Annotated in this window: 18 protein-coding genes and 2 tRNA genes; 16 read left to right on the top strand and 4 right to left on the bottom strand. The window is 60.3% G+C overall.

Translation table 11 applies throughout. The features are described from left to right. The 4 genes from DXA43_RS10460 to DXA43_RS06375 all read left to right on the top strand — a co-directional run. A partial coding sequence (locus DXA43_RS10460) for a hypothetical protein (RefSeq protein ID WP_233540034.1) occupies nt 1–188 on the top strand: 188 nt, incomplete at its 5' end. 199 nt (nt 189–387) lie between these two features. Further along, nucleotides 388–1,758: an isopeptide-forming domain-containing fimbrial protein gene (locus DXA43_RS06365; protein ID WP_117806593.1), complete on the top strand. Its 1,371-nt coding sequence runs from the start codon at nt 388–390 to the stop codon at nt 1,756–1,758. Between the two features lie 29 nt (nt 1,759–1,787). Next, nucleotides 1,788–4,124 (top strand): Spy0128 family protein, encoded by a 2,337-nt coding sequence (locus DXA43_RS06370; RefSeq protein WP_158564950.1) that lies wholly within the window; start codon nt 1,788–1,790, stop codon nt 4,122–4,124. Continuing rightward, nucleotides 4,078–5,766, top strand: coding sequence for a SpaA isopeptide-forming pilin-related protein (locus DXA43_RS06375; RefSeq protein WP_117806595.1), 1,689 nt, complete (start codon nt 4,078–4,080; stop codon nt 5,764–5,766). Before DXA43_RS06370 ends, DXA43_RS06375 begins: the two co-directional genes overlap by 47 nt. Before the next feature lie 223 nt (nt 5,767–5,989). Here DXA43_RS06375 and DXA43_RS06380 read toward each other — a convergent pair whose 3' ends face one another. From DXA43_RS06380 to DXA43_RS06395, 4 genes are all read right to left on the bottom strand, one after another. Further along, nucleotides 5,990–7,135 (bottom strand): polymer-forming cytoskeletal protein, encoded by a 1,146-nt coding sequence (locus DXA43_RS06380; protein ID WP_117806596.1) that lies wholly within the window; start codon nt 7,133–7,135, stop codon nt 5,990–5,992. Between the two features lie 106 nt (nt 7,136–7,241). Continuing rightward, the gene (locus tag DXA43_RS06385; protein ID WP_233504599.1) at nt 7,242–7,931 is read right to left on the bottom strand and encodes a trimeric intracellular cation channel family protein; all 690 of its coding nucleotides are present in this window, start codon (nt 7,929–7,931) and stop codon (nt 7,242–7,244) included. A gap of 427 nt (nt 7,932–8,358) precedes the next feature. Further along, nucleotides 8,359–8,449 (bottom strand) — tRNA-Ser (locus tag DXA43_RS06390). A gap of 48 nt (nt 8,450–8,497) precedes the next feature. Next, nucleotides 8,498–8,588 (bottom strand) — tRNA-Ser (locus DXA43_RS06395). Nucleotides 8,589–9,093: 505 nt separating this feature from the next. On the opposite strand from DXA43_RS06395, the gene rpsF reads away from it, so the two are divergent. The 12 genes from rpsF (at nt 9,094) to carB (ending at nt 23,824) form a co-directional block, all read left to right on the top strand. After that, nucleotides 9,094–9,387, top strand: a complete 294-nt coding sequence (rpsF, locus tag DXA43_RS06400; protein WP_006235831.1) for a 30S ribosomal protein S6 — start codon at nt 9,094–9,096, stop codon at nt 9,385–9,387. A 48-nt stretch (nt 9,388–9,435) separates the two neighbouring features. Further along, nucleotides 9,436–9,888, top strand: a complete 453-nt coding sequence (locus tag DXA43_RS06405; RefSeq protein ID WP_006235830.1) for a single-stranded DNA-binding protein — start codon at nt 9,436–9,438, stop codon at nt 9,886–9,888. Nucleotides 9,889–9,960: 72 nt separating this feature from the next. Next, nucleotides 9,961–10,227: a 30S ribosomal protein S18 gene (rpsR, locus tag DXA43_RS06410; protein ID WP_006235829.1), complete on the top strand. Its 267-nt coding sequence runs from the start codon at nt 9,961–9,963 to the stop codon at nt 10,225–10,227. A 15-nt stretch (nt 10,228–10,242) separates the two neighbouring features. Beyond that, nucleotides 10,243–10,782 (top strand): 50S ribosomal protein L9, encoded by a 540-nt coding sequence (gene rplI, locus DXA43_RS06415; RefSeq protein WP_022094073.1) that lies wholly within the window; start codon nt 10,243–10,245, stop codon nt 10,780–10,782. A gap of 218 nt (nt 10,783–11,000) precedes the next feature. Next, nucleotides 11,001–12,398, top strand: a complete 1,398-nt coding sequence (gene dnaB, locus DXA43_RS06420) for a replicative DNA helicase (protein ID WP_117634693.1) — start codon at nt 11,001–11,003, stop codon at nt 12,396–12,398. 93 nt (nt 12,399–12,491) lie between these two features. Continuing rightward, nucleotides 12,492–13,778: an adenylosuccinate synthase gene (locus DXA43_RS06425; RefSeq protein WP_117634691.1), complete on the top strand. Its 1,287-nt coding sequence runs from the start codon at nt 12,492–12,494 to the stop codon at nt 13,776–13,778. Nucleotides 13,779–13,896: 118 nt separating this feature from the next. Then, nucleotides 13,897–15,201, top strand: coding sequence for a phosphoribosylamine--glycine ligase (gene purD, locus DXA43_RS06430; RefSeq protein WP_117716204.1), 1,305 nt, complete (start codon nt 13,897–13,899; stop codon nt 15,199–15,201). A gap of 21 nt (nt 15,202–15,222) precedes the next feature. Then, nucleotides 15,223–15,918 (top strand): NUDIX domain-containing protein, encoded by a 696-nt coding sequence (locus DXA43_RS06435; protein WP_117806597.1) that lies wholly within the window; start codon nt 15,223–15,225, stop codon nt 15,916–15,918. A gap of 184 nt (nt 15,919–16,102) precedes the next feature. Continuing rightward, nucleotides 16,103–17,875 carry an ABC transporter ATP-binding protein gene (locus tag DXA43_RS06440; protein WP_117806598.1) on the top strand — a complete coding sequence of 591 codons (1,773 nt, stop codon included), beginning with the start codon at nt 16,103–16,105 and terminating at the stop codon, nt 17,873–17,875. A 19-nt stretch (nt 17,876–17,894) separates the two neighbouring features. Further along, the gene (locus DXA43_RS06445) at nt 17,895–18,860 is read left to right on the top strand and encodes a hypothetical protein (protein WP_117806599.1); all 966 of its coding nucleotides are present in this window, start codon (nt 17,895–17,897) and stop codon (nt 18,858–18,860) included. 208 nt (nt 18,861–19,068) lie between these two features. Next, on the top strand, nt 19,069–20,508 hold the full coding sequence (carA, locus tag DXA43_RS06450) for a glutamine-hydrolyzing carbamoyl-phosphate synthase small subunit (RefSeq protein ID WP_117806600.1): 1,440 nt from the start codon (nt 19,069–19,071) through the stop codon (nt 20,506–20,508). Between the two features lies 1 nt (nt 20,509). Further along, nucleotides 20,510–23,824: a carbamoyl-phosphate synthase large subunit gene (gene carB / locus DXA43_RS06455; protein ID WP_117806601.1), complete on the top strand. Its 3,315-nt coding sequence runs from the start codon at nt 20,510–20,512 to the stop codon at nt 23,822–23,824. Nucleotides 23,825–23,869: the final 45 nt, after the last annotated feature.

Genomic DNA, 23,869 nt, shown 5'->3' on the forward strand with positions numbered 1-23,869 from the left:
GACCGCGATGGTCGACGCCCTTTTTGTGCACGGGGATTGAGCTGGTCTGCACCACGGTGGAGGAGGCTATCCCCCCGAGCGGCTTTTCAGGCAAAGTTAAGTTGTTTAAACATATACACGAATCATTGAAATACAACCGCTTTAATGCAAAACCGTTAACAGGTAAATATCAACTGGTATTAAATTAAAAGACCTCTTTACCTGCGGTTTACATAACTGGTATCTATATTGTATTTTATGCATTGTGGCATAGACGAACCGTCTTAGAAGTTGCTCCCCGGTGGGTTCTTGCAATGCGCTAGGTAGGTTCTCGTTGATGTTGGGGTTTGTGTTCGATCCGACGATTCGCCGTATTCCACACTGTGTTATAGGAATTAGGGGACAACTATGGACGCACACCGCTCACGGTCGCTGGGTATGGCGGCCCTGGTCTTTATTTTAATTAGCCTCACCGCCGCAGTTTTTCACGGCGCAGCTCCCGTGCGCGCCGAGGACGTGACGACGCCGACGCCGATTGTGATTGATGATAAGACGGCGGACATTACGGTTGGGCTGTATGCCGACGAGAACCATACTCAAGAGCTCAGGGATCCTGTAACGTCCACTTCGACGCTCTATGGAGCTTTCTCGGCACGGTTCATAAGTGGTAAGGCGCCTACGCCTCAGAACTACATCGCTGTCTACGAGCTCCCCGATACCATAGTCGTTGACAATAACGCCGGTGGCGACCTCATGGAGGGTCCGGAGGCTACTGCTGAAAAGGCTGGTACGTGGGAGATCAAGGGTAATAAGGTCATCTTTACGTTTGATAAGAGCTGGCTTGATGAAAACCCCGCAGAAATTTCAGTTGGAGCAAATTTTTCATTTGAGCTGGCAAATAAGAACGCCGGGTCCGACGGCAGAGCATCCATCGAGTTTCCCGGTGCGGGATCAATCGATATTCCAACTAAGGATGGCGCCGTCACGGGGGAGAAGTCAGGAGCCTTCTCCCAGGGTGCCGACGGCGTGGCCAAAGTTACGTGGACCGTCAAGCTTACCGTCGAGTCGTACGCCACGAACGTTAAGTTCACTGACAGCCTGGGCGACAACTTCGAGTTTGTGGACGGCAGCTTCACACTCGATGGCGAGAAGCTCGACCCGCAGCCGACGTTCGGCGGCCAGACCGCGACCCTCGATAATCTGGGCTACCTCACCCAGGGGGAGCACACGGTCGTCTATGAGACGAAGCTAAAGAGCGGCGTTTCAGCAAGCAACGGCGAGTGGATAAACGACCAAGAAGCATCCAAGAACACGGCGGCGTGGGAGTGGGGCGGCTCGAGCGATCGCCAGAGCGACTCTGCGACTGGTGTTCCCAGCAAGTTTCGCTACGACATGATCAACAAGTCCAACGGCTCGGGCACGCCGTCCGACATCACGTGGACTGTCACACTCAACCAAGGCGAGCTCAAGGCCGATATGAGCGGCTACACGTTTACCGATACGCTTGACGCTAAGCAGGCCTATATAGGGAGCTACACGGTATACAAGGGCAGCTCGGGGTCGGAGGTTCTTGAGACTCGCACGCTCGGTCCGTCGCAGAACTCGTTCACCTACACGTTCCGGACCAATCTTGCAGACAAGTACGCCACCTACCGCATCGTCTATCACACCAAGATGAAAGACGCGAGCTCGTACGACACCGTGCGCAACGATGCGACCATCGAGCGGGGGGGGACTCCGTTTCCGGTACCGATGAAGGCAGTTTCACGCCGCAGCTGACGGGTGTTGTGCCGATCACCAAGAGGCTCGTGAGATCCAATGAGGCGGCGACGACGGGCAGGGCGACATGGGAGACGAAGGTCGCGCTGAAGGCGATCGTCAATGCGGTCCATCCAGGCGAGGTGACGGTGAAGGACACGTTTCAGTCGGCATGGTCGCAGAAACTTGGTGTCGACGAAAACTCCATTACCATTAAAATCGGCGATACCGTGCTGGAACGGGGTGCCGACTGGAATCCAACGGCTAGCTTTCTGGGTAATGAAACAAAGAAAAACTACGACCTCAAAATCATCGTTACCAACAAAGTGAAAGACGCCCTCGAGAAAGAGGACTACGCTGTTATCACCTACGACACCACATCAGAAGCGCTGTCGGGCTGGTACTCAAACTTTGCGTCGGTCAGCGCGCCGGGCCTGAAATTACGGTGGCCGTTCACCGAACCCGTCAAGTACGTTGTCAACCGAGAAACGAAGCCCGCGGTCGAGAAGCCGGAAGCGGAGTCGAAGGTGTCTTGGGTTGAGAACTTCGATTGGCATACCGTTGACGGCTCGGATGAGAAGGGCGCCTGGATCGTCGACTGGACGGTGTATGCAAACCGCCAAAAGGGTAATAAGGGCGCAAATGGCGAGTTCGAATACTTTGGAGCTGGAAAGCTGGGCGGGAAACCGCTGAATATCGTCGACACCCTTCCGAACGGTATGAGCTATGTCGCGAATTCCGCAAAGTTCACGCTCGTGCAGAATCCCTACGATCAACATACGGGGCTTGGGCGCGGAGGCGAGGCCGAGGAGGTCGTTAAGAGTCAGACGCTTGCCGCCGGCAACGTTAGCAGCAGGGGCAACACGGTCACTTTCTCCATTCCCACGACGGAACTCGGCGACTACGCCGGTTACGCCAAACTTACGTATCAGACGGCGGTCAAGCGCAGCGAGCTCGATGTCTCTAAGAATAAGGTGAAGTTCACCAACTCGGCAAGCGCCGAGTCGGGAGACAAGAAATTCGATACCGGTAGCGGCACCGTCACCATCAAGAACAACGTCATCAAAAAGACCGGTGAGCAGGTCGGTAATAGCAACCGTATTAAGTACACCATTCTTGTTAACGAGTCTGGCGTTGCCCTTAAGAATGGCACCGACTTCCTTGAGCTCGTCGATACCATGGATGCCAAGTGCACGCTGGTGCCGTCGACGCTTAAGGTCTATGAGCGGGTGAATGGTGCCTGGTCACCGCTGGTTGATAAGGACCATTCGTCGAAGATGGAGCAAGTCAAGGATGAATCTGGCTCGCGTACGAAATTGACTCTTGAGGTGCCCGACGAGAAATACCTCAAGGTCGAGTACGAGGTTATCCCGACCGGAAACCCCGGTGAAGAGGTGTCTCTTTCCAATACCGCCAAGCTTACGGGTGTGACGGAAGGCACGGCGATTGACGAGCAAATATGGACCATCCAGAACGCTTCTGCCAGTGCGGGCGGCAATGGTTACGGCATCACGATGACCAAGTACGATGCGCAGCAGGTTGGAGCGACGCTCAAAGGGGCGGAGTTCACGCTCTACAGCGTGAATATGGACCAGGTTGCAACGGCGGGTATCGAGAATGCAAGGACTGAGTTTGAAACCGCCACGACCGACGACAACGGTAGGATCTCGTTTGGCGAAGAAAAGAAGGCGATGACCAATTGCGAGCTCTACCAGCTTGTGGAGTCGAAGGCGCCTGTTGGCTACGCCAAGGCCGAGTCCACGTGGATCATGCTCAGGGGCAGCGCGAGCAACGAGGATTATCAAACTGCGCTAACTGAGGCGAAGGCCATCGTCCGCGGCGCGGAGATCATCGGTGATGACAAAAAGGACGAGATTTGGGTCTATGACAATCGTCTAAGGGGATCCGCGACAATCCGGGCTAGAAAAGTGCTTGAAGGCGGAACCTTCAAGAAAGGACAGTTCTCGTTCGAACTCAAGGATGGCGACGACAAGGTGCTCCAGACGGTGACCAACGACGCCGAGGGCAACGTCTCCTTCAACGTCGACTACAACAAGGCGGGAATCTATACCTACACCATTTCCGAGGTCGAGCCCAAGGGGGCCGTCGACCATGTTAAAGATCACATCACCTATGACACGACCCCGCGAAAAGTCACGGTTGAGGTGACGAATGGCGCGGACCAGCTCAACGCCGTAGTTACCTACAACGATAGCTCTCAGGATCCGCCGACCTTTACCAACAAATATTCGACCACGCTTCCTGAGGCGGGCGGGGCTGGCTTGACTATGACGTATCTGGCTGGTGCATCGCTGCTGTGTTTTGCTGCGACATGGATGCATGCTCGCCGCCATCGCGATCAAGATCGAGGTGGTCGCCGTGAGTAGGCTTTGTCGCCACTTGTTGGCAGTCGCGACGATAGTTACGGTTGCCATGCTCTCTCTTGCAATGTTACCCGGGACGGCCCGCGCGGCAGGTACCGGTGCCATTACGGTGGACGGTACAGTCGCGACGCGGTATGACGCGTACCAGCTCTTTTCGGCGACCGTTGTCGACGATGACGATGCTGGCCAAAAAGTTGCAACCGATGTAACGTGGGCGAACGATGCCGTTTGCCAGGCCGTTCTTCCCGTGCTTCATGATGCCGGACTTGATAGCTCGGCATCGACGGCGCAAGAGGCTGCCGAATGGATTAATGCTGACGGGCACATGACGACCGCGCTGACGGCAAAACTTGCCCGCGCAATTGCCAAAGCAGGCGCCGTGTCCGTGGCCCTTAACGCGGGCACGGCGGCCGAGCTACCCTGTGGCTACTGGCTCATCGTCGCCAAAGACGACGCCATCGCCCAGAACGAGGCCGGCACCGCGCCGATCATGACCCTGGTCGGCGGCAGCGCCGTCACCGTCAAGCCCAAGGCGGCGACCCCCAAGGTGTCCAAGCACGTGCTGGAGGACAGCACCGCCGCCTGGCAGAAGGCCGCCGACGCCACGGTCGCCGACGACCTGTACTGGCGCCTCTCGGCCACGGTCCCGGCGGGCCTTGCCGCCTACGACACCTATACGGTGCGGTTCGCCGACACCATGAGCGCGGGGCTCGACCCCTCCAAGGTCGCCGCGAGCATGCGCGTGTACGCGGCGGCGGGCGCGGACGGCGGCTTCGACGCCGTCTCGGCCGGCAAGGACGGGCGCGCCGGCACCGAGCCCGCGCAGGGCTGGACCGACATCACGGCCCAGTGCGCCACCAAGGTAGCGGCGGACGGGACCTTCGCCGTGCGCACCGGCGACCTGATCGCCGCGCTCGGCGGGGCCGACGCCTTCGCCGCGGGCGCCCGCGTGGTCGCCGTGTACAATGCGCCGCTCAACAGCGCATGCAACCACGGCATCGCGAAGGGCAATCCCAACGAGGTCTACCTGCGCTATCCGCGCTCTCCCCTCGCCGACCAGTCCGGCGATGCTGGATTCACCCGCACGCCGAGCGATGACGCGTGCGCCTACACCTGGGGACTCAGTCTGATCAAGCGCTCAAGCTCGGACGATAAACCGCTCGCGGGCGCCAAGCTGCGCATCATCGATGACCGCGGGCGCATTCTAACGACTGACGGCTCGTGGTCGACGGATGCCGCCGCGCACGTCACCACGGGCGCGGACGGCCACGTGGAATTGACCGGTGTGGACGCGGGTGTCTACACCGTCGAAGAGGCCGCGGCTCCCAAGGGATACGCCGCCTTTGAAGGCAAACGTACGGTGACGGTTACGGCCGAGGGCCTGGACGTTAAACAGGTGACGGCCGCGAAGCCCAAGGTGACCGTGTCGGTCGAAAGCCCCCTACGGGTTGATACCGCCGATGCCGGGACGGGTTCGATTGAGCTGTCGGTGCTCAACACCCCAAGCAAAGAAGCAAGTCGAGGCTTTATGCCCTCGACGGGAGATAGAGCGTTGGTGCTGGTGGCGGCTTTGGCTGCCATCGGAGTGGCGGCTATTGTTGTCGCGCTCGTCATCAAGCGGGGAGGAGGTCGCCGTGAAAAATAATTGTCCCCCCTTGCTCAATGGCGTACTGCCTCCGTAGCGAGTGACGCGCAGGCCTACCGACCCGATGATCATTGGTTTTGAAAAAGTTACTAGAGAACCCTCCATGAAAAAGCGGGGCACCCGGTCGATGCGATCGGGTGCCCCGCCTCGTTTGTTGGTGCAAAGTAACCTGACCCCTTTGCACCACCACAAAGGTGCCTGTCCCCTTTGTGGTGGTTGGCGGCTAAGCGGCGGGGAGTTCCGGCGTATTAGCCGGCTGTTGCGACTTGAGGTGGGCGTTGCGCCAGATGATCTGGATAACGTAGCCGAGCATAAAGACAAAGGCCACGCCGCTGATGAAGCCGCCTACGAGGGGGATTGCCGTAAGCGCGCCTGCGATCACGCCGCCGGCGACTGCCATGGCGTAGCGGTTCTGGCTGTGTCCGACCATGCGGGCGATCGCGCAGCCCGCGAAGGCACTCGACACCAGCGCGATGCCAATAACACCGCACATGAGGGCTCCGGCAAGCGACAGACCAGCGATAGAGATAATTAGCAGTAGGACGGCGGGGACGATAGCAATCGTGCCCAGAAGACCGCTCACCCACAGGGGCATGGGGCGCTGGTGGAGCATGCCGGCGGCGCCGGCGGTCGCGCGCGGAAAGACGAGCTCGAGCAGCAGAGCGACAAAGCAGGTCGAGAGGGCCGCGGCGACGATGCCGCCGATGACATCGTTGGCGGTGGAAGTATCTTCGTTTTCGGTGCGGTCGATCTTGAGCGCGCCGACCTCGGCTCCCGTGGCGCGCTCGGGGTCCTCGGAGACGTGCGCGTTCACGGTGCCGGTGATGTGGGCGTTCTTGCCCAGGATGAGCTTGTCGGCCCAAACCTCGACATCGCCCTCGACGGTGCCATCGATGGTCACCGTGTCGCCCGCGAGCGCTGCCGACTTGGTAGAGCCGCGCAGGGCAACCGTCTCGCCTATCGCATAGAAGCAGTTGGCGGTGCTGTCGGAATTGAGTACGACATGCTGACCGACGACCGTGACGCTGCCATCAACCGTAGTCTTGGCAATGTCGATGGTGCGCGCCGCAAGACGAACGGCGCCGCCCACCGTGCAGTCGCGGATCGAGAGGGTATCGCCCGCAGCGATGATATCGCGGTCGATGGAGGTGTCGTCCAGGTTGAGGCTCTGACCTGCCCAGTACAGGTCACCTTCGACGCCGGACGGAGTGGCGTCATTGTCGGTCGCAAGTACGTTGCCTGCGGTGTCCGTGCCGGCAAGAGCCGTAGCGGGAAGTGCGGTGAGCGCCAGAGCGATGAGCGCGAATAGGATGGTGATGCGGCCCCACGCTTTACGGCGTTGGGTCGACGGGAATTGATTGTGGGGCATAGTGAATCCTTCGTCAGATGCTCGATATGCACCTAACAGGGTACCCAACGCGTGGGCGCTCTAAAAGAACCTCTCGGTTGCATTTCGAAGGATGAGCCCGCGCAATCTACTTTTTGTGGTGCAAAAAGCGCGCGATGTCCTCTTCGGTGGGGCTTTTGATGTCAAAACGCAGCGACAGCCAGCGCAGCCCCATGGTTACCGCAACGCATACGATCAACGCGGTGATGTTGCTGACGACACCGCTCATGACAAGGCATACATAGCTCGCCGAGCCGGCGATGGCTGCGATGGCATAGAAGTTGGTGCGCTGGAAAATGCCCGGTACCACGCCCATAAAACTGTCGCGCAGCATGCCGCCGCCCACCGCGGTGAAAAAGCCCATCATGATGCACACCGCCGGCGCAAAGCCGTAGACCAGTGCTTTGTCTGCTCCGGTGGCGGCGTAGATGCCGACTGAGATGATGTCGAGCAGGGGAATGAGTTTTTCGGGCTTGTCGACGATTGCCGGGAAAATGTAGATGATGGCTGCCGTGGCAATGGAAAGCGGGAGCGCCATCGGCTGGTTGAGGATGTAGACGTTGCCCACCTGCAGCGTCATGTCGCGCAAGAGACCGCCGCCCAGACCGCAGACCACGGCGAGCGCGACCGCGCCCACCAAGTCGAGCTTGTGCTCGCGCGCGACCAGCACGCCTGAGATCGATGCCGCGACAACAGCGAACATCTCGAGCCAAAACGGAATAGCGACCATGGCATCCGTGGCGTGTGAGGTAACGGTCATAGCGGCGACGACGGGCAAGATGGGGTCCTTTTGGTTGCGGGTTTAGACAATGCCCGTACATAGTACATGGTTGGCGGGCGTGGTGACCCTATTGCTCGGTAAACGGTCGGGACTGGGAACGGTCATGGGTACCAAACATGTACATCAGCCTTCAAGGATGTCGAAAAATGTCGGTTTTGGAGGGTGACGTACATGTTTGAGATTCAAGGTGAAATCGAAAGCAATGGGGGCGTGGCTGAATAGGAGGGATGTCCAAATTTTGAGCGGAGCTCAAAATTTATTCGGTCGGCTTGCACCGACCGCACTGCGCTAAAAACGCGCCAGTGGCGCGTTTTCTTTACGCTCCGCGCCCTGGCGGGTTCGAATCCCTCCTCCTCCGCCGTATTTGCTTGTAAGGGACTCTAAACAAAAAAGCCCCCGTTTTCGGGAGCTTTCTCAACCAAAATGGCGGAGGAGGAGGGATTCGAACCCTCGTGACCTTATACAGGCCAAACGGTTTTCGAGACCGCCGCATTCAACCACTCTGCCACCCCTCCGCGTGGGGTAAAAACAAAGCAGGCTCGAAGGCCTGCTTTGGAATTAACTGGCGGAGAGTCAGGGATTTGAACCCTGGAGACGCTTTTGACGCCTACACGATTTCCAATCGTGCTCCTTCGGCCACTCGGACAACTCTCCGTTAAATGCGAAAGTCAGTATACACGAGGAATCGCAAAGTGCAAACAGAAAAGTTGGCATTTTTTAAAACGCTTGGCCGTGCTTGGCGCTGCAGTGGGGCTTGAGGTGCCAAAAAACGGCTTCCGACCAGCGTGGTTGATCAACTCAATTGTTCAAAAAAGGGTATTCATAAGCGACTTGGCAATGAATTTAAAAATCTTTGGGTGGTGCTGTGGGCCACTGGTATGCATTTTGCGACCACAGCCTTGTGCCCGCTGACCTGCGGCTTGGCTCAGCTTGTCCCCACGGCACCGTATCTTGAACACAGATCCGTCAAGCATTTGGTCAGCATTTGGTTGGAATGCGCATGAAGTGCCGTGTGAGCATGGACATATGTGGAGGTCATGAGGTTGTAGCTGCATATTCTTGCAGCCTGGGAGGTTGAAAGATATTATTACCGAGTCTTTTCCTGCTTCAGGCGCACCTTCACGACCTGAAGCCACATTTGCCCAGAGGAGGTGACAATATGAAGGCTTATGAACTGCTGTTCTTTGTTGACCCGTCGCTCGACCCCGAGACTCGTCTCGCTGTTATGAAGCGTATCGATACCACGATCGCTGAGGGCGCTGGCAAGGTCGACTCCGTTGACGAGTGGGGCAAGCGCAAGCTCGCCTACGAGATCAACGACCTCACCGATGGTGACTACACCCTCATCAACTTCCACGCAGATCCTACCCAGATCGCCGAGCTTGATCGCGTCCTGCGCATCACCGACGCTGTGGTCCGCCACATGATCGTCCGTCGCGACGACCAGGAGTAAGACTGTCGTTTTGGACTGGGCTTGTGCCCCAAGAGGAAGTAGTGAGTTATGAGCATCAATCGAGTGAACATCACCGGTAACCTCACCCGCGATCCCGAGCTGCGCGCCACCGCCGGCGGAACCCAGGTTCTGTCCTTTGGCGTCGCCGTGAACGATCGTCGCCGCAACGCGCAGACTGGCGAGTGGGAGGACTATCCCAACTTTGTCGACTGCACCATGTTCGGCACCCGCGCCGAGGCCGTGAGCCGTTTCCTGGCAAAGGGAAACAAGGTCGCGATCGAGGGCAAGCTGCGCTACAGCTCTTGGGAGCGCGACGGCCAGCGCCGGAGCAAGCTTGAGGTCATCGTCGATGAGATCGAGTTTATGAGCTCCCGTGGTGGCCAGGGTGGCTACGACCAGGGCGGTTACGCCCCCGCAGCTCCCGCGCCCGCAGCACGTCCTGCCGCACCGGTGGCTACGCCGCCCGCGGTCGACGTCTACGATGAGGACATTCCGTTCTAAGGGTTGTTCACCTATTTTTGAGTGAGAGGCGGCTTCGGTTCGCCGAAGTTGCCAAACGAAAGGTATTTTGACATGGCTAATGATTTTTCTGCACGTCAGCCGCGTCGTAAGTACTGCCAGTTCTGCAAGGAGAACACTGAGTTCATCGACTATAAGGACACTCAGCTTCTCCGTAAGTACATGACCGACCGTGGCAAGATTAAGCCCCGTCGCGTCACTGGCGCTTGCACGCAGCATCAGCATGACATCGCCAACGCCATCAAGCGCGCCCGCGAGATGGCTCTCCTGCCGTACACCGTCCCCGTGGTTTCCTCTCGTGGCAACCGCGACCGCGGCTAAGAAGGGAGACGCATCATGAAGGTTATTCTTCTCGATGAGATCAAGGGCAAGGGCGGCGAGGGTGACGTCGTAGAGGTCGCTCAGGGTTACGCTGAGAACTTCCTGTTCCCCAAGAAGCTCGCTGTTGCCGCCACCAAGGGCAACCTCAAGCAGCTTGACGAGCGTCGCAACAACATCGCCAAGCGCGAGGCCGTCCGTCTGGCTACCGCCAACGAGACCAAGGCTGCCTTCGAGGGCAAGACGGTCACCGTTGACGTCAAGGTCGGCGACGAGGGCATCCTCTTTGGCTCCGTTACCGCCGCTATGATCGCTGACGCCATCAAGGCTCAGCTCGGTATGGACATCGACCGCAAGCGCGTCGAGCTCGGTAAGCCCATCAAGGTTGCCGGTGCCCACACCGTTGCCATCTCGCTGTACCGCGAGATCAAGGCCGAGGTTGTCGTTCTCGTCGGCGTTACCGCCGAGGAGCTCGCTGCCGAGGCTGAGGTCGAGGAGGCCGCTGAGGTCGCCGAGGCCGAGACCGCCGAGGTCGAGACTGAGGCTGCTGCCGAGTAGCATTTGCTGCAACGCAACAATCTTGTTCTAAGAAGGGCGCTCTGGGAAACCAGGGCGCCCTTTTGTTTTTTGCGCTGAGTGAGTGTCATGGTGAACGTTGCGTCGAAGTCCTATATACGGGACCGTTCATCCGTTTGGTTCGGTGATGATTGGCGGCGCGCGGCGCGTTTTGGGACCGTGGCTGATACTATGGATGCTCGCAAGCGATATGAATGAGGATGCTCATGGCATATGACGATAGGGAGACCGGGCTGACGGTTGAGGACCGCGGCTCCAAGTTGGGTCTTCCCCAAAACCAAGATGCAGAGGCCAATGTACTGGCCGCTATGCTGCTATCGCCCGAGGTGGTCGAAGAGGCCCAGGTCGAGCTGCAGCCCGATGACTTCTACCGGCCCATTCATAAGACCATCTATACCGCGATGGTCGATATGTACAACAGCCGCATTCCCATCGACTCCATCTCGCTGATCGATTACCTGCGAAGCATCAACAAGCTTGATGCCGTGGGCGGCGAGGCCTACATTTTGGAGTTGATGGGTCAGACCCTGTCGCTCGTCAACTGGCAGCACCATGCCGCTATCGTTCGCCGCGATTCGATGCTGCGTGAGCTGATCGGCGCCACCAACGAGATCAACGCGCTGGCCTATAACGCTCCCACCGATACCAAAGAGGTCGTGGAGCTGGCCGAGAGCAAGTTGCTCAAGGTCACGGCGCGCGAGGTCAAGTCGAGCTACAAGACGTTGACCGAGTTTATGGTCGAGGCCTATAACGAGGCCGAGGAAGTGTGCCAGGCCGGTGGTCAGGCTGCGGGCGTGCCCACGGGTTTCCCGTCGCTCGACCGCATGCTCATGGGTTTCCGCGAGGGTCAGCTCATCATTATCGGCGCTCGCCCTGCTGTGGGTAAGACGTCGTTCGCCCTGAATCTGGCACTCAACGCTGCCGCTGCCGGTTATACCGTCGGCTTCTTCTCGCTGGAGATGTCGGGTAAGGAAATTGCCCAGCGTCTGATTTGCGCCTATGCGATGATCTCGATCAGTGACTTTCGCATGGGCCGCATTAGCCCCGAGCAGTGGGCCAATATCAACGAGGCCACGCAGACCTTGTCTAAGCTCGACATTCTGATTGACGATACGCCCGGCACCACGGTGACCGAGATCCGCGCAAAGAGCCGCCGCATGCTCCACAACAAGGAGAAGGCCATCATCATCCTGGACTACCTGCAGCTGGTGAGTCCTCCGCCGGGACGTCGCTCCGAGAGCCGTACCGTCGAGGTCTCCGAGATGTCGCGAGGTCTGAAGATTATGGCCAAGGAGCTCAAGATTCCGCTGATCGCGCTGTCGCAGCTGTCGCGTCAGGTTGAATCCCGTACCGGCAAGCGCCCGCAGCTGTCCGACCTGCGTGAATCGGGCTCCATCGAGCAGGACGCTGACATTGTTATGTTCTTGGACCGCTCCGCCGATGAGGCCGAGGCCTCGCGTGACGATCGACCCGACGAGGGCGTTACGCGTATCGTCGTGGCCAAGAACCGTTCGGGCCCGATCGGTGACGTCGACCTGATGTTCCTGCCGGCATCCACCAAGTTCTATGAGCTTGATGGGGCGCATACCGAGGAGTAGGACAGGCGCCCGTTGCACGGGTATACTGGGAATGTTTTGTGCTTCTGCGTGCCGGCGTGGCACGTAGACAGTCCATGAATGTAAGGAGTAAACATGCCGTCAACCGTTTTGGTCGGTGCCCAGTGGGGCGATGAGGGCAAGGGTAAGATTTGCGACCTGGTCGCCGGCGACTTCGATGCCGTCGTGCGCTATTCGGGCGGTAATAACGCCGGCCACACCATCGTCGTCAACGGCAAGAAGTACGGCCTGCACCAGGTGCCCTCCGGCATCATGTATTCCGACCATGTGTCGGTGATCGGTAACGGCTGCGTCGTCAACCCCAAGGTTGTCCTTGAGGAGATTGACATGTTCGAGGCCGACGGCATCACCACCAAGAACCTCAAGATCAGTGGCAACGCGCACATCATCATGCCGTACCACATCGATCTGGATGGTGCTTTTGAGCAGAAGCTCGGCAAGAAGAACATCGGTACCACCAAGCGCGGCATCGGTCCGTGCTACCAGGACAAGATGGCCCGCATCGGCCTGCGCATGCAGGACATGCTGGACGAGGCGCTGTTCCGCGACAAGCTGGAGACCGCTCTTGCCCGCGTGAATCCCGAGCTCGAGCTCATCTACCACCTGCCCACCTACACCGTGGACCAGATCTGCGACGAGTACCTGCCCATGGCCGAGCGCCTGCGCCCCTACATCACCGAGACGAGCCTGCTGCTCAACAACATGATCGACGAGGGCAAGGACCTGCTGTTCGAGGGCGCCCAGGCGACGCTGCTCGACATCGACCACGGCACCTATCCGTACGTGACGTCTTCTAACTGCACCGCTGGCGGCGCCATCACCGGCTCCGGCGTCGGTATGAAGAATGTCGACCGCGTGCTGGGCGTCATGAAGGCCTATATCACCCGCGTCGGTTCGGGCCCCATGCCCACCGAGCTTTCCTATGAGTCCGAGGCCGGCCACACGCTGACTGAGGAAGGCTATGAGTACGGCGTGACCACCGGTCGCCGTCGTCGTTGTGGCTGGTTCGACGGCCCTATTGCCAACTATGCCTCGCGCGTCAACGGTCTCACCGATATCGCCCTGACCAAGCTCGACGTGCTTTCGGCCTTCGACACCATCAAGGTGTGCGTGGCCTACGACGTCGACGGCGAGCGTTACACGAGCGTGCCCGAGCATCAGGTGCGCTTTGAGCAGGCCAAGCCCATCTACGAGGAGCTCCCTGGCTGGAAGTGCGATATCACCGGTTGCCGCAGCTTTGACGAGCTGCCGCAGGAGGCTCAGGACTACGTGGCGTTTATCGAGGATCTGGCACACACCCGCGTGACGTTCATTGGCGTCGGCGCCGATCGCGAACAGATCATCAACCGATTCTGGAAGTAATCGGCACTATTCGGTTATTGCGATATACCCCTTTGCAGCCCAAGCGGGCGGCCGAGGGGTATATTTGCTTGCAAAGGGCTCGCGCGGAGCGAGCCATTCATCCATAGAGGAGGCACCCTTGAAGGCGGACACTCAAACCATCGACATCCTGTTGTTGGGCAGCGGCGGCCGCGAGCACGCTTTGGCAGCTAAGCTCGCAGCATCACCGCGCGCCGGCAAGCTCTACATTGCGCCGGGTAACGGCGGCACCGCGAGCTGCGGCGAGAACGTGGTTCTCGACGATTGCGATCCTGCGGCCGTGGCGGCGTTTGCCCAGAGCCATGGATGCGGACTCGTGGTGATTGGCCCCGAGGCTCCGCTCGTGGCGGGCGTGGCCGACGCCGTGCGCGCGGCGGGTATTCCCTGCTTTGGTCCGGGTGCCGAGGGTGCCCAGATGGAGGGCTCCAAGCTATTCTCCAAGCAGCTCATGGAGCGTGCCGGCATTCCGACGGCCGCCTATGGCTCGTTTACTGACGAGGCTTCGGCTCTCGCCTATGTGCGTGAGCAGGGTGCCCCGCTGGTCGTGAAGGCTGACGGCCTGGCCGCAGGCAAGGGCGTTATCGTGGCGACTGAGCTCGAGCAGGCCGAGGAGGCCGTGCGCGAGTGCTTTGGCGGCACCTTCGGCGATGCCGGCAACACCGTGGTTATCGAGGAGATGCTTGTTGGTCCCGAGTGCTCGCTGCTGGCCTTTACCGACGGCAAGACCGTGCGCCCCATGGCCACCTCGCAGGACCACAAGCGCGCGCTCGAGGGCGACAAAGGCCCCAACACCGGCGGCATGGGCGTTTACAGCCCGGTGCCCATCGTGACCGACGAGGAGCACGCCACCATGGTGGCGGTCATGGAGCAGACCGTTGCCGAGCTTGCTGCCGAGGGCATCGACTACCGCGGCTGCCTGTACGGTGGCTTTATGCTCACCCCCGCCGGCCCCAAGGTGCTGGAGTTCAATGCCCGCTTTGGCGACCCCGAGACGCAGGTCGTGCTGCCGCGCCTCAAGAACGACCTGGTCGAGGTTATGCTCGCCTGTGCCAACTGCGAGCTTGATCAGATTGAGCTCGACTGGCGCGACGAGTGGGCCGTGGCTGTTGTCCTGACGAGCGCGGGCTACCCCGGCAGCTATGAGAAGGGCAAAGTCATCACCGGCATCGCCGATGCCGAGGCCATGGAGAACGTGACCGTGTACCATGCCGGCACCGCCGTGGTGGACGGTCAGCTCGTGACCAACGGCGGCCGCGTGCTTGCCGTGACCGCGCTGGGCGACACGTTCGAGAACGCTCGCAACCTTGCCTACGAGGCCTGCGAGAAGATTGATTTTGAGGGCAAGACTCTGCGTCATGACATCGGCCTGCGCGCGCTGCGTGGCCGCGACGCCTGGGATGCCTAAAGTCCGAGAGGAATGAGACGGATGGACGAGAAGAACGAAGAGCTCGTGGACGCGCAGATCGTCGAGGAAGATAGCCGCGCGTACGGACACGCCGAGGGCGAGCCGGGTGGCGAGGTTGTCGACGAGCCGATGCTGGTGCTGGGCGATGACGACCCGCACGATGCCGAGCTGCACGAGAAGATTCTTTCGGAGGAGTGCGCCTGGAAGGGCAAGATCCTCGACGTCCACCGTCTTGAGGTTGAGCTGCCCAACGGCCACCGTAGCGCCCGCGACATCATTCGCCATCCGGGCGCGGCGGCCGTTGTGGCGCTGACCGAGAGCGGCAAGATCGTGCTGGTGCGTCAGTACCGCACCGCTATCGACCGCGTGACGGTTGAGATTCCCGCCGGCAAGCTCGATCCGGGCGAGGACCCGCTCGATTGCGCCAAGCGCGAGCTGCACGAGGAGACGGGCTTTAGGGCCGGCCGCATTCGTTTTTTGACGTCGATTGTCACGACCTGCGGCTTCTGCGACGAGATCATTCATATCTACCTGGCCACCAAGCTCGAGTTCGATGCGCCCAACCCCGATGATGACGAGTTCGTCAACGTGGACCTCGTGCCGCTGCACGAGCTGATCGACGCCGTGCTCGACGGCAAGATCGAAGACGCCAAGACCGTCGTAGGCGCCTTGGCCTGCGATAGCATCGCGCATCGACTTGGTGGAGCCGAACTGTAACGAGCGGGGATGATCCCGCAGGTTTGTGTAAGTCAGCGAAAGTGCTCCATTTGAGACAAGGTGGCCTAAAAGAGGAGGGAAGCGTATGGATATACGCGACCGACGATTGAAGGCCAGATTGTCCAAATGGAGCACTTGCAGCGTCGAGACGAAACGCGGTTTGGTAAAACCGCGTAAGGTGATTATGCTGAAAAGGTTTCTCTCGTATTACGAGCCCCAGATGGGGCTTTTTGTTGCCGATACTGTTTGCGCTCTGGTGCTTGCCGCCATTGACCTGGCGTTCCCCATTATCCTGCGCAATTTGACCGGTGGGCTCTTTACTCAGGGTCAGGCTGTCATTATGCAGGCGCTCGGCATGATTGCGGTGGGCTTGGTGCTGATGTATGCCGCCCGCTGCGCCTGCCGCTATTTTGTGAGCTATTGGGGTCACGTGATGGGCGCGCGTATGGAGTCCAAGATGCGCGAGGACCTGTTTGACCAGTATGAGCGCTTTAGCTTTGCGTACTTTGACCGCAACAGCTCGGGCGACATGATGAGCCGCGTGGTCAACGACCTGTTCGATATCTGCGAGGCGGCGCACCACGTGCCCGAGTGGATCATCATCTGCGGCACCGAGATTATCGGCTCGTTTGTGATCCTCTTTACCATCGCCCCGGTGCTGGCGCTCGCCATGGCCGTGGTGACGGCGGCGTTTGCGGTCATCATGTTTTGGCAGAACATGCGCATGCGCGAGGTCTTTAGCGACAACCGCAAAAAGATCAGCGGCATCAATGCGCAGCTGCAGGATTCGCTGGCGGGCATGCGCGTGGTCAAGAGTTTTGCCAATGAGGAGACCGAACGCTTCAAGTTCCGCGCCTCCAACAATCGCTACCTTTCGTCCAAGGAGAACATGTATCACGCCATGGGCGTCTATACCGCGACGTATGGCCTGCTCTCGGGTGTGCTCTATGTGATCGTGGTGCTGCTGGGTGGTTGGCTCGTTGCCCAGGGTCAGCTGCAGGCGGTCGATATGGCGACGTTTGCACTCTACATTTCGCTGTTCTGCACGCCGCTCGAGACACTCGTCAATTCGGCCGAAACGTATCAGAAGGCCATTGCCGGCTTTAAGCGCATGGACGAGGTGCTCTCGACCGCGCCGGATATCCAGGACAAGCCGGGCGCTACGGATCTGCAGGTGACTGCCGGCGCCGTGGAGTATCACGACGTGTGCTTTAACTACGAGGATGTTGAGCTGGGCGAGGGCGATGCCGACGAGCGTCCCGTTATCGACCATATGGACCTGTCCATCAAGCCCGGGCAGACCATCGCTTTGGTTGGTCCTTCGGGCGGTGGCAAGTCCACGACCTGTTCGCTGCTGCCGCGCTTTTATGACGTGGCTGCCGGATCCATTAGCATCGACGGCCAGGACGTGCGCGATGTGACGCAGCAGAGCCTGCGTCGCGCCATCGGCCTGGTGCAGCAGGATGTCTATCTGTTTGACGGCACGATTGGCGAGAACATCGCCTACGGCAAGCCGGGCGCTACGGCAGGAGAGATCGCCGAGGCCGCCCGACGTGCCAACATCGATGCCTTTATCGAGTCGCTTCCACAGGGCTATGACACGGTCGTGGGCGAGCGCGGCAGCCGTCTTTCGGGCGGACAGAAGCAGCGCATCGCCATCGCGCGCGTGTTTCTCAAGAACCCCAAGATCCTGATCTTGGACGAGGCGACGAGTGCTTTGGATAACGAGAGCGAGGAGGCGGTGCAGGAGTCACTCGAAGAGCTGGCGCGCGGCCGCACCACGATTATCATCGCCCACCGTCTCTCGACCATTAAACACGCCGATGAGATTGCGACCGTTGAGCATGGTCGCGTTGTGGAACGTGGCACGCACGAGGAGCTTCTCGCCCGTGGCGGCACCTATGCCCGTTACTATCGAATGCAGTTCGAAGGTGCGCGTGCGCACGAGCTCGACTGATTGATATGACAGGAAGATTATGGCTGATAAGAACCCTTTGACTCCGGAAGAGGTGACGGAGTTATTCTCCGAAATCGATGCATCCGGTGTCTTGGATCCCACGCTTGCCAAAAAGCGAACCGAGCGCATGCGTGAGAAGGAGGCTGCGGCCAAGCGCGGTGACAAAGCGGCGCTAGCGCAGCTGCGCAGCGAGGACCGTGCGAGCCAGGCAAAACATATCGACCCGCTGTCCGAGGACGATTCTTCGGGTTCGCAGGTGAGTCATACCATTACGAAGACCGCGATGGCCGTGGTCATTGGTATTTTGGTGCTGATCGTGGGCATGCAGATTGGCTACGGCGTGATGCGTCGTCTGAACACCGCCAACCTGTCCGAGAGCGTTTCAGTCGATACCGTTTCGACGGCGCTGAAGGGCGGCCTTGAGTGGGGTAACGGCTTTACGCAGTTCCCGCTCGACTTTACCGTCGATGAAGCTGATGAGCGTACGGGCACGGTCGAGGTGACGGTGTTGGACACATCGTCTGCCAACGAGCTCGAGCTGCTGTCCAACGGGCAGATTCAGGCCGCTGCGCTTGCGACCAACGCGCTGCTCAACGATAAGATCGACCGCGTGGTGTATAACGTTCACGCCTATATCGACGAGGATAGCAACATTCAGCACGATTCCTTCTTTGGCATGTTTCCCGCGCGGGGTCATCAGAGCGCCATTTTGACGTTTGTGTGGACCAAGAGCTCATCCAACGCCACGAGTATCGACTGGAAGATGCGCATCGTAAGCATGGACGACACCATTGCCGAGCGCATTCAAAAACAGGTGAACTCGGTTTCGTCGCTGATCGAGGACCCGGTGGTGAGCCAGACCAAGATTGACGAGGAAAAGGCCGAACGTGACCTGGAGCATCGTCTGCATGGCCGCGAGATTTTCCGCGGCGGCAAGCCCGATCGCTCACCGTCCGATCTGCTGGAACAGGACAAGCAAAAGTAAGAGGCCATTATCCCGCGTGAGCCACAAGCCCACGCGGGATAATTTTTCTGGGACGGGGATTAAATAATCATTATGCATAGAAAGTCATAATTATCATTTCGTAAACATTTCGATGAAATTAACGCCATGAGGCATGCTTGCGGTTACAATACCGCGAGGCCTAACTACACACCTTTAAGCCGGTCCTGTGAGACCGGGAAGGAGAATTATGGCGAACAACCATACCGCGGGCGCTGCCGCCCGCACCTTCGCGCCCAGCGAGCTTTGCCAGCGTATGCTGGCCAAAACCAGCAAGGGCACCTGCGGTCCCTGTATCCTGTATCTTGAGGATGGGACCATTTTTTATGGACGTGCATGCGGCGCCGAGGGCACCGCGACCGGCGAAGTCTGCTTCAACACCTCGCTCGAGGGCTACTTTGAGGTCATGACCGACCCGAGTTATGCCGGCCAAATTGTAACCATGACCTATCCGCAGATCGGCAATTACGGTATCGACGAGACCGATGTCCAGTCGGCCTTCCCCGGCGACGCCGTGCGCCCTGCGAGCGCTCCGGCTATGCGCGGCATGATCGTTCGCGATATGTGCGCCACGCCTTCTAACTGGCGCTCGGCCGTCAGCGTGCCGGAGTACGTGCGCGCTCACGGCATCGTCGCTATCGAGGGTATCGACACCCGCGCTCTGGTGCGCCATCTGCGCGACAATGGTTCCAAGATGGGCATTATCTCGACCGAGATCTTCGACGTCGACGAGCTTGCCGAGCGCTTGTCCGCTGCGCCCACGCTGGTAGGCGAGAACCTGGTCAAGACCGTAAGTTGCCCCGCGCCTCACGAGTTTGTGGCCGCCGACCTGCCTGCCACGCATGACTTTGCGCTTGCGGCTGCCGCTCCTGCCCGTCACAAAGTGGTCGCCTACGACTGCGGTGTGAAGCGCGGTATTCTGGAGGGCCTGGTCCGTGCCGGCTGCGATCTCACCGTCGTGCCGTGGGATACGCCCGCCCAGCAGGTGCTCGACATGAATCCCGATGGCGTCTTTTTGTCCAACGGCCCCGGCGACCCCGATGCCGTGGTGGAGACCTATGAGCAGGTACAGCAGCTGATCGGCAAGGTGCCGGTCTTTGGCATTTGCCTCGGTCACCAGATGATCAGCCTGGCCTGCGGCGCCCAAATGGAAAAGCTTAAATTCGGTCACCGTGGCGGTAACCAGCCGGTCATGAATCTGGTGAGCCGTCGCGTGGAGATCACCGCGCAAAACCACGGCTTTGGCCTGCTGTTCCCCAGTCTGGGCAAACTGATTCCGGAGCTTTCCGGCGGCGAAACCGAGTATGCGGCCGACGGTGACCTGCGCGCCTGGGTGCGTCGCGGCATCGCGCCGGTCGTGATGAACGAGCGCTTTGGTCGCATTCGCCTGACACATGTGAACCTCAACGACGGCACCGCCGAGGGCATCCAGCTGCTCGACGCCCCGTGTTTCTCGGTCCAGTACCACCCCGAGGCTTCGCCTGGCCCCACCGATGCCCACTATCTCTTTACCGCCTTTACGCGACTCATGGACGGCGAGGAGAACTACCTGGACATCGACACCGCGAAGGACCGCCTCGCCGGCTGGAATTTCGCCGAGTCCGAGAACGCTGCGACCGAGGAGAACTAACATGCCGAAACGTACTGACATCAAGCGCATCCTCGTTATTGGTTCGGGCCCCATCGTTATTGGCCAGGCCTGCGAGTTCGACTACTCCGGCGCCCAGGCCTGCAAGGTGCTCAAGGAGGATGGCTTTGAGGTCATCCTGGTCAACTCCAACCCGGCGACCATCATGACCGACCCGGGCTTGGCCGACCGCACCTATGTTGAGCCCATCACCGCCGAGTTTATCGAGCGCGTAATCAAGAAAGAGCATCCGGACGCGCTGCTGCCCACGCTGGGTGGCCAGACCGGTCTGAACGCCGCTGTTGAGCTGGCAAAGGACGGCACGCTCGACAAGTACGGCGTCGAGATGATCGGCTGCGACCTGGCCGCTATCGAGCGCGGCGAGGACCGCAAGCTCTTTAACGAGGCCATGGCCGAGATCGGCCTGGAGGTCGCGCGCTCGGGCTATGCCTACAGCGTGGCCGACGCCGAGGCTATCGCCGAGCGCGTGGGCTATCCCTGCGTGCTGCGTCCGAGCTTTACCCTCGGCGGCGCCGGCGGCGGCATCGCTCACACCCACGAGGAGCTCGTCTCCATCGTGGGTCAGGGCCTCGAGCTCTCGCCCGCCCGCGAGGTGCTGGTCGAGGAGTCCATCGAGGGCTGGAAAGAGTATGAGATGGAGGTCATGCGTGATCATGCCGGCAACGGCATCATCGTGTGCTCCATCGAGAATCTCGACCCCATGGGCGTGCATACCGGCGACTCCATCACCGTGGCGCCGGCGCAGACACTAAGTGACCTTGAGTACCAGCGCATGCGTGTCGCGTCGCTCGCCATTCTGGAGAAGATCGGCGTCGAGACCGGCGGCTCCAACGTGCAGTTTGCCGTGAACCCTCAGACCGGCCGCCTGATCGTCATCGAGATGAACCCGCGCGTGAGCCGTTCGTCCGCGCTGGCCTCCAAGGCCACGGGCTTCCCCATCGCTAAGGCCGCCGCGCGCCTGGCCGTGGGCTACACGCTCGACGAGATCGTCAACGACATTACCAAGGCAACGCCTGCCTGCTTTGAGCCCACGATTGACTACTGCGTGGTCAAGGTGCCGTGCTTTGCCTTCGAGAAGTTCAAGGGTACCGACCCCACGCTCACCACGCGCATGAAGGCCGTGGGCGAGATCATGGCGATCGGCCGCACCTTTGAGGAGGCCTTCGGCAAGGCCATGCGTTCGCTGGAGGACGGGCATCAGGGCATTTGTGCCGGTGGCAAGGAAGGTGCCGACAAGCTGAGCGACGATGAGCTCGCTCAGGCCGTGGCAACCCCGACCGAGCACCGCATCTTCTTTGTGGTCGAGGCCCTGCGCCGTGGCTGGGACATCGCCCGCATCCATGCCACCTGCGGTATCGATCCGTGGTACCTCAACCGTATCAACGACATGGTGCAGGTCCAGGAGAGCATCCGCGGCCTGCGTGTGGAGGATATCGACGCCGACGCGATGCGCCTGCTCAAGCAGTACGGCACGAGCGACGCCGAGATCGCCGCGCTGACCGGCTCGGACGAGCGCTTTGTGCGCGCCTATCGCAAGGGTCTGGGCGTGGTTCCCAGCATGAAGACGGTCGATACCTGCGCGGCCGAGTTCTCAAGCGCCACGGAGTACCACTACAAGACGTACGAGAACATCTACCGCACGAGCCCGGATGCCAAGAAGTGCGTGGCTCCCGACGAGACCACGCCGGCGGACAAGCCCAAGGCGATGATCCTGGGCGCTGGCCCCAACCGCATTGGCCAGGGTATCGAGTTCGATTACTGCTGCGTACACGCGAGCTACGCGCTGACGGCCCGCGGCTTCGAGACCATCATGGTCAACTGCAATCCCGAGACCGTCTCGACAGACTATGACACGTCCGACCGTCTGTACTTTGAGCCGCTCACCTACGAGGACGTCATGGATGTCATCGATGTTGAGCGTCCCGACGGCGTCGTGGTGACGCTCGGTGGCCAGACCCCGCTTAAGCTGGCGCGCATGCTCGAGGAGAGCGGCGTGAACATTATGGGCACCAAGCCCGATGCCATCGACTTTGCCGAGGACCGCGAGCGCTTCGCCGCTCTGCTCGACAAGCTGGGCATCATGTACCCGCCGGCGGGCCAAGCCACCTCGTTTGAGGAGGCCGAGGCCGTGGCCGCGCACATTGGCTACCCGCTGCTGGTGCGTCCAAGCTACGTGCTGGGCGGCCGCGGCATGATGATCGCCTACGATGCCGAGCATCTGCGCGATTACATGGCCGAGGCTGCGCGCATTAGCCCCGACTACCCGGTGTATCTGGACCGCTTCCTGGAGGGTGCGATCGAGTCCGACGTCGACGCCCTGTGCGACGGCGAAGAGGTCTACATCGGCGGCATCCTGGAGCATATCGAGGAGGCCGGTATTCACTCCGGCGACTCCGCGACCTGCATTCCGCCGTTTAGCTTTAGCGAGAGCCTGCAGGCGAAGCTTCGCGAGACCACGCGCCGCATCGCGATGGCGCTGGGCGTACGCGGCCTGGTCAACGTGCAGTACGCCATCAAGGGCGAGACCGTCTACGTGATCGAGGCCAACCCGCGCGCGAGTCGCACCGTGCCGTTTATCTCCAAGGCCACCGGCGTGCCGCTGGCCAAGTGCGCGGCGCGTATCATGGCGGGCGATTCCATCGCGAGCCTGGGCCTGCCGAGCGACGAACGTCAACTGGACTGGTTCTGCATGAAGGAAGCCGTCATGCCCTGGGGTCGTTTCCCGGGCGCCGACGTCATCCTGGGGCCTGAGATGAAGTCGACGGGCGAGGTCATGGGTATCGCTAAGAGCTATCCTGAGGCATACGCCAAGACGCAGCTGGCGATCGACTACAAGCTGCCCGACCCGAGTTGCGGCAAGGTGTTCATTAGCGTGTGCGACCGCGACAAGCGCCATATCCTTTCGGTCGCCCGTATCCTGCGCTATCTGGGCTTTGACATCTGCTCTACCGAGGGTACGGCGCGCGTGCTGCGTGGAGGCAACGTGACGTGCGAGATCGTGGAGAAGATAAGCGGCCCGCACGACGGCGAGCGCCCCAACATCGGCGACCTCATCGCCGATGGCAAGATCGCGGTGATCATCAACACGCCGTACGGTCCGGGCTCGCGCGGCGACGGCTATCTGCTGCGCACCGAGGCAGTGCGACGCGGTGTGACCTGCGTGACCGCGATGTCTGCCGCCAACACGTACGTGAGTGCCATCGAGGCGGTGCGTGAGGACCAGCAGGGTCACGGCAGCGCCAACGACATGGGCATGGACGTCATCGCCCTGCAGGACCTGCCGCAGCACACGGTGTAGATTGACCTGTCCGGCCGGGGCGGAGGGGGCCGAGTTTCCCCCTTC

It is taken from the genome of Collinsella sp. OF02-10, from assembly GCF_003463445.1.
Lineage (GTDB): Bacteria > Actinomycetota > Coriobacteriia > Coriobacteriales > Coriobacteriaceae > Collinsella.

Excerpts from the sequence above, each read along its gene's own strand:
- DXA43_RS06440 (WP_117806598.1), top strand. The coding sequence starts at position 16,103 with ATGCTGAAAAGGTTTCTCTCGTATTACGAGCCCCAGATGGGGCTTTTT.
- DXA43_RS06445 (WP_117806599.1), top strand. The coding sequence starts at position 17,895 with ATGGCTGATAAGAACCCTTTGACTCCGGAAGAGGTGACGGAGTTATTC.
- DXA43_RS06435 (WP_117806597.1), top strand. The coding sequence starts at position 15,223 with ATGGACGAGAAGAACGAAGAGCTCGTGGACGCGCAGATCGTCGAGGAA.
- carA (WP_117806600.1), top strand. The coding sequence starts at position 19,069 with ATGGCGAACAACCATACCGCGGGCGCTGCCGCCCGCACCTTCGCGCCC.
- DXA43_RS06365 (WP_117806593.1), top strand. The coding sequence starts at position 388 with ATGGACGCACACCGCTCACGGTCGCTGGGTATGGCGGCCCTGGTCTTT.
- DXA43_RS06375 (WP_117806595.1), top strand. The coding sequence starts at position 4,078 with ATGCTCGCCGCCATCGCGATCAAGATCGAGGTGGTCGCCGTGAGTAGG.
- DXA43_RS06380 (WP_117806596.1), bottom strand. The coding sequence starts at position 7,135 with ATGCCCCACAATCAATTCCCGTCGACCCAACGCCGTAAAGCGTGGGGC.
- DXA43_RS06405 (WP_006235830.1), top strand. The coding sequence starts at position 9,436 with ATGAGCATCAATCGAGTGAACATCACCGGTAACCTCACCCGCGATCCC.
- carB (WP_117806601.1), top strand. The coding sequence starts at position 20,510 with ATGCCGAAACGTACTGACATCAAGCGCATCCTCGTTATTGGTTCGGGC.
- rpsF (WP_006235831.1), top strand. The coding sequence starts at position 9,094 with ATGAAGGCTTATGAACTGCTGTTCTTTGTTGACCCGTCGCTCGACCCC.
- rplI (WP_022094073.1), top strand. The coding sequence starts at position 10,243 with ATGAAGGTTATTCTTCTCGATGAGATCAAGGGCAAGGGCGGCGAGGGT.
- dnaB (WP_117634693.1), top strand. The coding sequence starts at position 11,001 with ATGCTCATGGCATATGACGATAGGGAGACCGGGCTGACGGTTGAGGAC.
- rpsR (WP_006235829.1), top strand. The coding sequence starts at position 9,961 with ATGGCTAATGATTTTTCTGCACGTCAGCCGCGTCGTAAGTACTGCCAG.
- DXA43_RS06425 (WP_117634691.1), top strand. The coding sequence starts at position 12,492 with ATGCCGTCAACCGTTTTGGTCGGTGCCCAGTGGGGCGATGAGGGCAAG.